We start from the raw sequence: 13,554 nt of genomic DNA, 5'->3' as shown, positions 1-13,554 counted from the left end.
AAAAAATTAATTTACCTATTAATACAAATATTAATTTTGTAAATAGTAATATAAATCTTAATAAAAATTTAAAAAAATCAGTACATTTATGTCATGTTGCATTAAATAAGAATATTAATGAAACAGTATTAGTTATAGATCATCATGTTAAAATTAAAAAAAAAAATTACATTAATATAAAAAATAAAAAATTAGATAAAAATAAAAATTCTATTTTGTTAAAGAGTTTTGTTAGTTTATTAACAAAAAAGAAAAAACTAAGAGTTTCATCTAATTTTAATTTAAGACGTTTAAATCCAGTAACTGGACATATAACTCCACATAAAGGTGTTGATTTCGCTTTACCAATAGACACTCCGATATTTGCAGTTGATAAAGGTAAAGTTATAGTAGTAAAAAACGATAGTATTGGAGCAGGAAATTATATTGCAATTTTACATAATTATGGATATATTACCCGTTATATGCATATGAACAAGATATTGGTTAAAGTAGGACAAAAAGTACAACGTGGAGAAAAAATTGGTTTATCCGGTAATACTGGCCGATCCACCGGACCTCATTTGCATTTTGAAATTTGGATTAATAATAAAGCAATTGATCCATTAAAAGTATATTTATCGATTGGTGAAATTAAAAAAAATCATATAAAGAAGAACATTAAGAAATAATCATTTAACTTTATAAATATACTTATCAAAAAAAATAAGTTTTTAGCTATTTTATTTTCTAATTCATCACTTCAATATTTTTAATATTTATATATTTAAATTATATAACGCATAAAATACGGTTTGTATTCGTAGTGCCAGTCGTACCCATGATATCTCCTTGTGTGACAATTACAAGATCACCTAATGCTAGATATTTTTTATCCTTTAATAGATTTATAGCATCATAAGCAGCAAAAACTCCTTCTCTATTACTATTAAAAAATATTGGCGTAACACCTCGATATAAAGAAGTTAAATTTAAAGTGTTCTGATGACGTGACATCGCAAAAATTGGTAAACCAGAAGTGATCCGTGAAGTTATTAGAGGAGTACGTCCTGATTCTGTCATAGTTATGATTGCTGTAACACCTTGTAAATGATTGGCAGCATACATAGCAGACATAGCAATAGCTTCTTCTATATTATCAAATTGCACATCTAGTCTGTGTTTTGATACATTAACACTAGGCACTTTTTCAGCTCCTAAGCATACTTTAGCCATTGTTGATACAGCTTCTTTAGGATATTTACCAATTGCTGTTTCGGCTGAAAGCATTACTGCATCTGTTCCATCTAGCACAGCATTTGCAATATCCATAACTTCTGCACGGGTAGGCATAGGATTATTAATCATTGACTCCATCATTTGAGTTGCAGTTATAACTATTCTATTTAATTGACGTGCACGTCTTATTAAATTTTTCTGAACTCCAACTAATTCTGCATCACCTATTTCTATACCTAAATCACCACGAGCTATCATTACGGCATCCGATGCTATGATAATATCATCCATAGATTTTTGATTTGTTACTATTTCTGCACGTTCAATTTTAGCAACTAACTTGGCTTTACAACCTAGCTTACGAGCTAAATAACGAGCATTATCCATATCTTTACCACATCTTGGAAAAGATATAGCTAAGTAATCTACGTCAATTTTAGCAGCAGTTATAATATCCAATTTGTCCTTTTCAGTTATAGCTTCTGCTGATAAACCTCCATGTAATTTATTAATACCTTTATTATTTGAGAGATAACCTCCAATTAAAACTTTAGTAAATATTTTAGTATATTCAACTTTAATTACCTTTAATTGTATTCTTCCATCGTCCAATAAAAGAACATCTCCATAAACTACATCTTTAGGTAATTTTTTATAGTCAATACCAACTTGTTTTTCATCACCTTCATTTTTATCTAAGCTAGAATCTAATAAAAAGTCATCTCCAACTTCAAGAAATATCTTATTCTCTCTAAATGTAGATATCCTAATTTTAGGACCTTGTAAATCGCCTAATATTGCTATATGATAACCAAGTCTGTTTGCAATTTCACGCACTCTTTTAGCACGTAATTTATGATTGTTTAATGTATCATGAGAAAAATTCAGTCTCATTACATTAGCTCCTGCAATAATAATTTTTTCTAAATTATTTTCTTGATCCGTAGTGGGACCGAGAGTTGTAACAATTTTAGTTCTTCTTAAACGATTAAACATAAATAGAACCTCTGATTTATATAATCTAACCTAGAATAGGTTAAAATTAATATTTATTAAACATATCTTAAAATACAAAAAAATAAATATGTTTATTTTTATATTAATTTATAGTTTGCTACATTAATATATTTTTTTAAAGTAAAATATAACTATAAATAAAAATATATTGCATATAAAAATTGAAATATAAAATTATGAAAAAACCCTTTATAAAAAAGATTCCCCATAAAAGATTATTGCATGGTGATCAATATATCGATAATTATTACTGGCTACGTGATGATAAACGTAATAACTCTAATGTTATCAAGTGTTTACAAACTGAAAATGATTATACAAAAAATATTATGTCATCTCAAAAAGATTTAAACGATCTTTTGCTAAAAGAAATAGTTAATCGTTTGCCTAATGATGATTATTCTGTTCCTTATATCAAGGATATATATTTGTATCAAAGTCGTTATGAAAATGGTCTCGAATATCCTAAGTTCTACCGGCGGCTTGTTACAGAAAAAGAGAATACGTGGACTTTAATACTTGATAGTAATCAAAGAGCAATGAATAGTAATTTTTATTCTTTAGGTTCATTAATTATAAGTCCAAATAATTGTTTAATTGCTATATCCGAAGATTTTGTTTCTCGTTTTCAATATAGTATTAGCTTTTTTAATATAAATAATAATTATTGGTATCCAGAGGAGTTAAATAATACTTCTGAAAATATAGAGTGGGATAAAGACTCAAAAATTTTATTTTATATAAAAAATCATCCAGATACCTTAAGATCTTATCAAGTATGGTGTCATGAATTAGGTACATTGCAGTCAGAAGATAAGTTAATATATGAAGAAAAAGACGACTCGTATCATTTATCTATATGCAAAACAACTTCAGAAAAGTTTATACTAATATGTATTAGAAATGCTATTTCTAGCGAAATTAAAATAATAGATATTTACTGTATTAATAAAGAACCTCAATTGTTTTTAGCCAGGAGAAATTACCATAAATATAGTTTAGATCATTATAATGATAAATTTGTTATTTGTTCTAATCGTGATATAGAAAATTTTAATCTCTATTATACAAAAAAACTGCAAGAATCTCATTGGAAACCTTTAATAAGTGCAAATAATAATTCAATATTAGAAAATTTTCAATTGTTTCGTGATTGGATAGTAATAAAAGAAAGAAAAAATGGATTATTAAGTTTACGTCAAATTGGATGGAATAAAAAACAAAATAGAGAAAATATTATCAATGTATCTTTAGACGATTCTAGTTATACAGTTTGGTTAGAATATAATTCTAATCCATCTGGTAATAAATTACATTATGGCTATTCTTCAATGACTATACCTAATACTATATTTGAAATCAATCTGGATACTCATGATAGACGTATAATAAAAAAAACTATTATCAATAATTTTAATTCAAATGATTATAAAAGTGAATATCGTTTTATTAAGGTTAGAGATGGTTCTAAAGTTCCAGTGTCTTTGGTTTATAATCGTAAATATTATAGGTTAAATGAAAATCCAGTGTTAGTATATGGTTATGGTGCATATGGCAATAATATAGAAACTGAATTTTCTATAAGTCGTTTAAGTCTTTTAGATCGAGGATTTATTTACATATTAGCTCATATACGAGGAGGTGGAGAATTAGGTAAAAAATGGCATGATTATGGAAAATTATTTAATAAAATAAATACATTTACAGATTTTATTGATGTAACTACCTCTTTAGTAAACTCCGGTATAGGTAATCCTAATAAATTATATGCAATAGGTGGAAGTGCTGGAGGTTTATTGATAGCAGCTGTAATTAACTTAGCACCTAGGCTTTTTCATGGCGTAATAGCACAAGTACCTTTTGTTGATGTAATAACAACTATGTCTGATAAATTTATGCCTTTGACTGTTATAGAGTATGATGAGTGGGGAAACCCTGAAGATATTAATTATTATCAATATATGAAAAAATATAGTCCTTATGATAATATTGAAGCTAAAGATTATCCACATATCTTTGTTACTGCTGGTTTGTATGACTCTCAAGTACAATATTGGGAACCAACGAAATGGGTGGCAAAATTGAGAGAATTAAAAACCGATAAAAATCTATTATTACTACATATAGACATGGATTCTGGTCATTTAGGGAAGTTAGGAAGATATAAAAGATACGAAGATACAGCTATGGAATTTACTTTTCTAATTTCATTGGCAACAAAAAAATTACCTTGTTTTAATCTTTAAGGTTATCAATTATTAATTATATATTTTATTTTATAATTATTTTTGCTTTATTAAATTATTTTAATAGTTTACTTTTTTATTAATTAAATTGATGATTTTTAATAATTAAGATATTGTTTTGATTATTAAAAAACTTATAAGATAATACTTATAATGAAAATAATTATTGTAAAATCTATAACCAATAAAAAATGTAAAACAATTACTATGATTAATTAATTTAATATTTAAAATATTTATTAATAATTAGTATATCTAAGTAATTTTATAAAAATTAATATTTTCATTTAATAATATAATTAATTTTTAAATAACATAATTTATTTATAAAATAAAAGAATATTTATAAAAAAAAAAATTATAAATTTAAATGTTTAAATTTAATTAATAAATATTAAATAATTGTATGATTAAATTCTTTTAATTAATTATTCTTAAGATTAAGAATAAAGGAAAAATAAAATTATGATACGTACTGCTGTTTTCATAACCACCAACCTTATGATAATGTTATTGATTGGATTTTTTCTTGTTATAACTGGGATGTATTCACATAATGTAGCTAAGATGATGTTTAGTGCATGTTGTATTGGTTTTGGTGGTTCTTTTGCTTCGCTTTTTTTATCACAATGGATTGCTATACGTTCTGTAAATGGGAGAATAATAGAAAAACCAAGTAACGAATATGAACATTGGTTAGTTAATACTATTCAAAACCAAGTTAATATGGTTGGTGTTAAAATGCCAAAAGTTGTTATTTATCCAGCAAATGATATAAATGCTTTCGCTACTGGTTCTAAAAGGAATCAATCTCTGGTAGCTGTTTCGAGTGGTTTATTACAGAATATGAATAACAGTGAAGTAGAAGCAGTATTAGCTCATGAAATATCACATATTGATAACGGCGATATGGTCATGATGACTTTAATACAAGGGGTTTTAAATACTTTTGTAGTATTTTTTGCTAGTATTATTGCCACAGTAATATCTACAATAATAGCAAATATCTTTTTCTCAAATATTAAAAATCATGAAAATAATAAACATCTAACAGCATTAAACTCTACTATTTCTTCCGCATTAATGAATATATTAGGCACATTTGCAAGCATAGTTGCCATGTGGTTTTCGAGACGGCGTGAATTTCATGCAGATGCAGGTGCTGCTAAACTAGTAGGAGCAGAAAAAATGATTGCTGCTTTAGAACGTTTAAAAACTAGTAAGGAACCAAATGAACCAAATAATATAATAACATTCTGTATTCATGGAAAAAGAAATTCTTGGTTTGAATTATTTATGTCACACCCCCCATTAGACCAAAGAATTGATGCTTTACGAAAACAATATTTTAAATCAACTATTAAATAAAATATTTAGAATATATCAATACAAAATTATAGTGATAATTGATAATAATGAAGGGAGCTAAAGCTCCCAATTATTTTATTTATAATCCTAATAATTGCATCCAATAACCGAATATACCAAGTATAAAAAATCCAACAATAATCCATTGTGGATTTATATTGCGATTTAACAACCACATACAAAAAAAAGTAAGCAAAAGAGGTACCATGCCAGGCATTAGTTGATCTAAAACAGATTGAACTGTGGTTATTTTAAGTTTTCCAAATTGATCAGTAATACGAGATATTACAATTGGAATATTAACATGAGTCCATTTATTAACTAAAGCACCCATAACGAATAAACCAAGAATTGATGCTCCTTCAGTTAATTTTTGTAAAAAATCATTTCCCATATCATTAACAATATTTATTCCTTTTTTATATCCGTAAATTACACCATAATAACGTATAGCAAGACGTGTTATATTAAATAATACGAAAAATAATAATGGACCTAACAGACTTCCGTTCATTGCTATTCCAGCACCTAATGCTGCAAATATTGGACGAATAGTACCCCAAAAAATAGGATCTCCTACACCAGCTAATGGACCCATTAAACCAACTTTTATGCTATTAATAGCTCCATCATCTATTTTTGCACCATTTGCCCGTTGTTCTTCCATTGCTGCTGTAACACCTAAAATAGGAGCAGCCATAAAAGGATGTGTGTTAAAAAATTCTAATTGACGTTTTATTGCTTGTTTACGATATTGATCATTTTTTGGATATAACCGACGAATTACTGGTAACATAGAAAAACAAAAACCAAGTGCTTGCATACGTTCGAAATTCCAGGAACCCTGAAATATATTAGATCTTATAAATACAGCACGTAAATCGCTGATGGTTAGTTTTTTTTCTTTTTTTATAATATCTGTACCTGTCATATTATTAGCTCTCATATATTTTTTAATCAAGTTCATTATCTAATTTATCAGTTGTTAAATTATCATTTTGAGGTAAGATAGCTAGATTCTTATTATACTTAGGACTAACTTGTATATATAATACTGCCATGATTGTTCCAAGTATACCTAACGCTATTAAATTAAAATTAGTAAAAGCAGCAGTAACAAAACCAAGGTAGAAAAAAGGCATTAAGTATCCAGTCCGCATCATATTGATGATCATAGCATAACCAACTACTACTATCATTCCACCAGCAATATTTAAACCATTTGTTACAACTTGTGGTATTGAATCGAACAAATTACGAACAGCACTTACATTAACTGAAATAGCAATTATTAATACTGGAATTGCTACACGTATTCCTTGCAATAATAAAGCAAGAATATGTATCCATGAGACAGCGTTTAAATTACCTTTATTTGCCGATCTATCAGCTGCATGTTGAAATGCTACTGTGATAGTACGTATTATAATAGTTAGAACTTGTCCTGCAGCAGCTAATGGAATAGCTAATGCTATACCAGCTCCTTTACTTTGACCTCCAGAAATTACTAAAATAGTTGAAATAATTGAAGCAAGAGCAGCATCAGGTGCAATAGCAGCACCGATGTTCATCCAACCTAAAGCAATCATTTCTAAAGTTCCGCCTATAATAACGCCCGTTTTTATATCACCTAATACAGCACCTATTAAAGTACAAGCAACTAGTGGCCTATGGAATTGAAATTCATCAAGAACTGATCCCATACCAGCTATGCATGAAACTACAAATATTAATAAAATTTGTAGTAAACTCATTTCTGTCATTTTTTTGTTCTCATTAAGATAATAATTGTTCTTATTATAAATATAAGTATAAATAAATGATTATTGAATATTATTTATATTATTAATTAAATCTATAATTTTTACTTTTGGATCATTTGATATTTTTCTTATTTCTAACTCAATGTTAAGTTTATGTAATTTACGAAAAGCAATAATATCTAATTCATCTAATGATACTGCCTTACTTATTTGTATTTTACCTTTTTTAAATGCCATTCCACCAATATTGACGCTCTTGATATTTACTCCTTGTTCAACAACTCTAAATACATCAGTTGGGTTAGTAAATAATAACATTGCCCGATCTTCTTTATATTTAGGATTATTCCATACACGTATCATTTTATCTATACTTATAATGTGAGCAGTAATGCCAGGTGGAGTGGACTGCTTTAATAAAAGTTTCCGCACCTCATCTTTTGATATTTCATCATTAACTATAATTATTCTGTCTACATTAGTTTCTTTTGTCCATCTAGTAGTTATTTGACCATGAATAAGACGATCATCTATTCGAGCTAAAATTATTTTCATTTTTTCATTTGATGCAGTTTGTTGAGATTTAATAATTATGGGTTTTAAAGTATTAGATTTGTTTTTTTGTGTTTGATCTTGAAATGATCTTATACTTTCTTTTCCACTTTTAACTGCAATAGATACTAATTCATTAAAACTAATATTTTCTTCTCGTTTCATTAAAATTTCTATTAATATAGGAATATTAACTCCAACAATTATATCTTGATTTTTTTTTTCAAAAATCATCCTGCTAGCTGCATTAAATGGACTACCACCCCACATATCAATTAAGAATAATATACCTTTGGAAACATTAAGATTTTTAATCTTGTTATTATATTTTTCAATGAGTGTTTCTGTATTTTCTCCTGTTGAAAATTCAACAAAATCAATATTTTTTTGTTTTCCTAAAATCATTTCTGTCGTTTTAAGTAATTGTTCTGCTGCACAACCATGTGTGCTAATTATGACTGCAACAGTCATATTTTTCCTCCCATTAGTCATGTAAAATATTTATTATATGTAAATAATATGATTTAATAAATTTAACTAAATTAATAATAGTAAATCATCATTACTAATGATACGTTTTAATATTAACAATAAAAATAATAAATTTAGAGAGAAACAATTATCGATTATTTTAGTATATAATGTAAAATTTAAACATTAAATTTTTAACTAATAAATAAATATATAACTTATAAATTTAATTTAAATATCAAACTTAATATTTTTAACAGAAATTCTAATTATAAAGATATTAATTATTAACAATTTTTTAGCTTTGTTAATTTATTTTCTTTAATTGAAATACGTTATTTAATTTATCTCTTAACTAAGAGTTTATAATGGGGATCATTTTTAATTCATCTATTTGGGTAAGTTTATTAGTTCTTATATTATTAGAAATTATACTTGGGATTGATAACTTAGTTTTTATTGCAATACTCACTAATAATTTACCGACTAAACAACGTGATAAAGCAAGATTAATCGGTTTATCATTAGCATTAATGATACGTTTATTATTAACTATTTTAATTTCTTGGTTAATAAAGTTAAATAGATTTTTATTGAAAATAAATAATTTTAATATTTCTATAAGTAATTTAATTTTCATAATAGGAGGTCTATTCTTAATATTTAAGGCTATAATTGAATTGTATAATAGATTATTTAATACTAAACATAATAAAACTTCAATTGAAAAAATATACAGCAGTTTTTGGGTTATTATTTTACAAATTATTTTTTTAAACACAATATTTTCTTTTGATTCAATAATCACTGCAATAGGTATGGTAAATAATTTATATTTAATGATAATAGCTGTTATAATTGCAATGTTTATCATGTTTATAGCATCAAAATCAATAACTGATTTTATTAATTTATATCCTAATATAGCTATATTATGTCTGGGTTTCTTGTTGATAATTGGATTATCACTAGTAGTAGAAGGATTTAATTTTTTATGTTATTAACAATAAATATATGTCCTATGTTATGTGTTTAATTTTAGTTAAATTGATTGCAAATTGTATTTAAAATTAATTTATACATAGGGAATTTTAATTTAAAGTATTACTTTCTTTAACTACTAAAGTTAATAATTATTTTGTGATATATATCAAAATTAATACTAATAGATATCTTAGTATTAGTTAATAATATAAATTATAAAACTATTAATTTTTCAAAACCTGAATGTAGTATGCATTTTTTTGAATAATCATAAGGATATTATGTAAAAATGATTTTATATTTGTAAATATAAAAATAATAATGCTGTAAATCATTGAAACAAATTAACTTCATTATTATGAATTTCATGTTATCATTGAAATAAATGTATATTAGTTATTACTCATTGAATAAACATAAAATTATTTTTAATATTTAAAATAAAAAATTTTAGCAATTTATAAACATTAGGATTATTTAATAAATGTCCATAAGAATTTTAGCATTCAATACTGCAACTGAAGCTTGTTCAGTAGCGTTATTAGACAAAGATAAAATTTATACCAAATATAAAATTATCAAGCAAAATAGTTCCAATCATATTTTATCATTAATAAATGAACTACTTCAATCTAATAATATTGAATTAATTGATATTAATGCTATAGCATTCAGCATTGGTCCGGGAAGTTTTACTGGTATTCGCATAGGAATTGGTGTAGCGCAAGGCTTAGCATTTTTTAGACCTATAATAATGCTTGGTATTTCTACATTAGAAACTTTAGCTCAAGGAGCATGGAGAACTCAAGGTGCTATGAGTGTGTTAACAGCTATTGATGCTCGTATGGGTGAAATTTATTGGGCTAAATATAGTTTAGATGAGAGTAACCAGTGGTTAATGAGTGAAAAAGAGATTGTTTTACCACCTAAAGATATATTAGAACGTATAAGGGTTTTAGATCAAAAATGGAGTATAGCTGGTAACGGTTGGGAAGTATATCCTGAACTCTATCAAGAAAATAAATTATATCTTAACCCTTGTGTTGTTAAATTACCTTTGGCAGAAGATATGTTACCACTAGCAAAAATAGCAATAAAGAAAGGAAATTTTGTTAAGATAGAAAACATAAATCCTGTTTATTTACGTGATAAGGTTATAAAATAATAAATTATTTCTAAATATATAAATAATTCTATTTCTTTGTATCTGGTATAGTTACATTAAGCTCTAGAATAGAAATATCATTTTCTTTTTTATCTAATGTAATTATAACCGTTTTAGGATCAATTTGAACGTATCTACAAACAATTTCCAAAATATCCTTTTTAAGATCCTGAAGATGCATCATATTATTTATACTACTGTTTTTTCTGCGTTCTGCTACTATAATCTGCAACCTCTCTTTTGCTATAGAAGCAGTATATTTTTTTTTAGGTAAAAAGAAATTAATTAGAGACATAATTTATCCTCTAAATAAGCGTCTAAAAAATCCTTTTTTCTCTTCCTTGATAAAACGAAAAGGAACCGATTCACCAAGTATTCTTTCAACTGTATCTGAGTACGCTTTACCGGCATTAGATTTATTATTTAAAATAACTGGTTCCCCCTTATTTGAAGCACGTAATACTGATTGATCTTCTGGAATAACGCCTATAACAGGAATACGTAAAATTTCTATTACATCTTCCATACTGAGCATATCTCCATTCTTAACACGAATAGGATTATAACGTGTCAATAATAAATGTTCTTTTATAGGTTCAAGATTACTTACAGCACGTCTTGACTTTGAAGCAATAATACCAAGGATGCGGTCTGAATCACGAACTGATGATATTTCTGGATTAGTTGTAATAATTGCCTCATCTGCGAAGTAGATTGATATTAAAGCACCAGTTTCAATACCTGCTGGTGAATCACATATAATGAAATCAAATTTCATATTAATTAGTTCATCTAAGGTTTTCTCTACTCCTATAAGAGTTAGTGATTCTTTATCACGTGTTTGAGAAGCTGGTAAAATATATAGCATTTCAATTCTTTTATCTTTAATTAAAGCTTGATTTAAATTAATATCACCTTGAATAACATTAATCAAATCATAGACTACGCGACGTTCACATCCCATAGCTAAATCAAGGTTACGTAACCCAATATCAAAATCTATAACTACTGTTTTCTTTCCTCTTTTAGCTAAGCCAGTAGCAATAGCTGCACTTGATGTGGTCTTACCGACACCTCCTTTTCCTGATGTAACAACAATGATATGTGCCATAAATAAAAATATTACCTAATTAAGTTTTTGAATAGTAAGCACGCCGTCTTTTAGATACAAACATGCTGATTTATAATAAAAGCTCTTTGGTATTTGATCCATTACCCAATATTTTCCAGCAATTGAAATTAATTCAGCTGCTAAACTGCTACAGAAAATCTGGCAATCATGATTGCCACTAGCACCTGCTAAAGCTTTGCCACGCATAATACCATATATATGAATATTACCATCAGATATTAATTCTGCTCCTGCGCTAACGTTTCCTGTTATGACTAAATCTGCATTACGTGAATAAATCTGTTGTCCAGATCTTACTGGTATTTTAATAATAAGTGTTTTGTTATATAATTCTTCATTGAAGATAGATTTAAATTTATTTGTTTTAAATTCATTATGATTAACGTGATGCTGTTTTTTAATTTCTTTAAGAATAGGTAATCCAATATCTGCCATTACCTTTTTTAAGGCAATATGTTTACAACCAATGATACCTACGATATAAAGACCTGTAGCTAATATAGCTTGCTTCATTTTCTCCCAATTTACTTCCTGGTTTAAAGCTTCAATATTTAGAACTATAGGCATATTTTTGGGGAAACAAGGAACTTGCTTAAGTTTACTTTGAATTGCCTTACAAACTATTTCAGGTTCATGATTATATAGATACACCACAAATAATGTAAAACTACTGCCTTTAAATTTTATTGGAAATTGTGACATCTATAACCAACTCTCTACTTTATTTCATAATTTTTATAGTAAATAAATATATTAATGACTATTTCTATTATTCTAATCTCAAAAACATTAATCTTAATAAAAACAACTGAATATTTTATTTAAATAAACTAATTATAATATATAAACTACATTATCTATTTATAAAAAAAATAGATAGCGTAATGTAATTATTTTCAACTAATCTATAAGACAAAAAACACAATATCATACTTATAATATCTTATAAGTATATTAGTATTTATTCCAAAATAAAGACTAATTACTAATTATTATTCATTTAAGGTAAGTTCTGATAATCTTAATCAAGAACTATATATAATTATATCATAAAAAGTTATAATATAATTAATATATCAAAAATAACTAAAAAGAGTAAAATTATGGGAAAAATAACCTTAATTACTTCTATTAGTTTAAATCATTTTAAATATTTATTAAGTAATCGTTCAAGCAATTTAGTCAAATATTAACGATAAAAATAAAGTTATAGCAAATTCTATATTAACTTCTTACCATCTAATAAATTATAAAAAATACTTGTGCCATTCAAAATAGTACTAAATATAATTGAAAATTATACTAAATTTTGTACAAATGAATAAATTTAAAAAAACACCAAATATTGTTTTATTTATGTTTCCTTCTCTTATGTTCAATAATTTTACTATTATAAATAAATATTTTTTATATATAAAATATATCAATAGAATTATTATTAAAGGTATAAAAATTATATTTCATATGATTTTGTATATAAAAATACATAAAAATAAAATTTATGATTAATATCAATTAATTATCTTAAATTGAATATCTTTTTAAAAAATTTTTATATTTTATGATATGATTACACAATTTAATTGTTTTAATACTTCGTTAAGTAAAATTTACTTTCTTTTATTTAAGACAATATCA

Annotated in this window: 11 protein-coding genes and 1 pseudogene; 5 read left to right on the top strand and 7 right to left on the bottom strand. The window is 25.8% G+C overall.

Features of this window, described 5'->3' with window-relative positions; all coding sequences use genetic code 11:
• Positions 1-185: 185 nt before the first annotated feature.
• A pseudogene (locus tag CRV09_RS03635) lies at positions 186-620 on the top strand (peptidoglycan DD-metalloendopeptidase family protein); the annotation flags it as partial.
• 151 nt (positions 621-771) lie between these two features.
• Here the strand turns inward: CRV09_RS03635 and pyk are convergent.
• On the bottom strand, positions 772-2,214 hold the full coding sequence (gene pyk / locus CRV09_RS01000; protein ID WP_136132276.1) for a pyruvate kinase: 1,443 nt from the start codon (positions 2,212-2,214) through the stop codon (positions 772-774).
• Positions 2,215-2,411: 197 nt separating this feature from the next.
• On the opposite strand from pyk, the gene CRV09_RS00995 reads away from it, so the two are divergent.
• Both CRV09_RS00995 and htpX read left to right on the top strand, forming a co-directional pair.
• Positions 2,412-4,481 (top strand): S9 family peptidase, encoded by a 2,070-nt coding sequence (locus CRV09_RS00995; RefSeq protein ID WP_136132275.1) that lies wholly within the window; start codon positions 2,412-2,414, stop codon positions 4,479-4,481.
• A 465-nt stretch (positions 4,482-4,946) separates the two neighbouring features.
• A complete protein-coding gene (gene htpX, locus CRV09_RS00990) occupies positions 4,947-5,849 on the top strand; it encodes a protease HtpX (RefSeq protein WP_136132274.1) in 903 nt (300 codons plus the stop codon).
• Positions 5,850-5,928: 79 nt separating this feature from the next.
• Here the strand turns inward: htpX and CRV09_RS00985 are convergent, their stop codons facing one another.
• Genes CRV09_RS00985 through manX form a run of 3 tightly spaced genes read right to left on the bottom strand, consistent with a single transcriptional unit; the run spans position 5,929 to position 8,635 of the window.
• The gene (locus CRV09_RS00985) at positions 5,929-6,780 is read right to left on the bottom strand and encodes a PTS mannose transporter subunit IID (protein ID WP_136132404.1); all 852 of its coding nucleotides are present in this window, start codon (positions 6,778-6,780) and stop codon (positions 5,929-5,931) included.
• Between the two features lie 22 nt (positions 6,781-6,802).
• Positions 6,803-7,612 (bottom strand): PTS mannose/fructose/sorbose transporter subunit IIC, encoded by an 810-nt coding sequence (locus CRV09_RS00980; protein ID WP_136132273.1) that lies wholly within the window; start codon positions 7,610-7,612, stop codon positions 6,803-6,805.
• Between the two features lie 60 nt (positions 7,613-7,672).
• Positions 7,673-8,635: a PTS mannose transporter subunit IIAB gene (gene manX / locus CRV09_RS00975; protein ID WP_136132272.1), complete on the bottom strand. Its 963-nt coding sequence runs from the start codon at positions 8,633-8,635 to the stop codon at positions 7,673-7,675.
• Positions 8,636-9,003: 368 nt separating this feature from the next.
• On the opposite strand from manX, the gene CRV09_RS00970 reads away from it, so the two are divergent.
• Positions 9,004-9,639 carry a TerC family protein gene (locus CRV09_RS00970; RefSeq protein WP_136132271.1) on the top strand — a complete coding sequence of 212 codons (636 nt, stop codon included), beginning with the start codon at positions 9,004-9,006 and terminating at the stop codon, positions 9,637-9,639.
• 464 nt (positions 9,640-10,103) lie between these two features.
• Entirely contained in the window at positions 10,104-10,784 is a 681-nt protein-coding gene (tsaB, locus tag CRV09_RS00965) for a tRNA (adenosine(37)-N6)-threonylcarbamoyltransferase complex dimerization subunit type 1 TsaB (protein WP_136132270.1), read from the top strand.
• Between the two features lie 28 nt (positions 10,785-10,812).
• Here the strand turns inward: tsaB and minE are convergent, their stop codons facing one another.
• Genes minE through minC form a run of 3 tightly spaced genes read right to left on the bottom strand, consistent with a single transcriptional unit; the run spans position 10,813 to position 12,618 of the window.
• Complete coding sequence (gene minE, locus CRV09_RS00960; protein WP_136132269.1) at positions 10,813-11,079, bottom strand: cell division topological specificity factor MinE; 267 nt, start codon at positions 11,077-11,079, stop codon at positions 10,813-10,815.
• A 3-nt stretch (positions 11,080-11,082) separates the two neighbouring features.
• On the bottom strand, positions 11,083-11,895 hold the full coding sequence (gene minD, locus CRV09_RS00955; protein WP_136132268.1) for a septum site-determining protein MinD: 813 nt from the start codon (positions 11,893-11,895) through the stop codon (positions 11,083-11,085).
• A 15-nt stretch (positions 11,896-11,910) separates the two neighbouring features.
• Positions 11,911-12,618: a septum site-determining protein MinC gene (gene minC, locus CRV09_RS00950; RefSeq protein WP_136132267.1), complete on the bottom strand. Its 708-nt coding sequence runs from the start codon at positions 12,616-12,618 to the stop codon at positions 11,911-11,913.
• Positions 12,619-13,554 lie beyond the last annotated feature (936 nt).

The organism is Candidatus Pantoea edessiphila (genome assembly GCF_002933345.1).
In the GTDB taxonomy this organism is placed as follows: Bacteria; Pseudomonadota; Gammaproteobacteria; order Enterobacterales; family Enterobacteriaceae; genus Pantoea_C.
The sequence above is the reverse complement of the archived record's forward strand: the minus strand, read 5'-3'. Positions and strand labels throughout refer to the sequence as shown.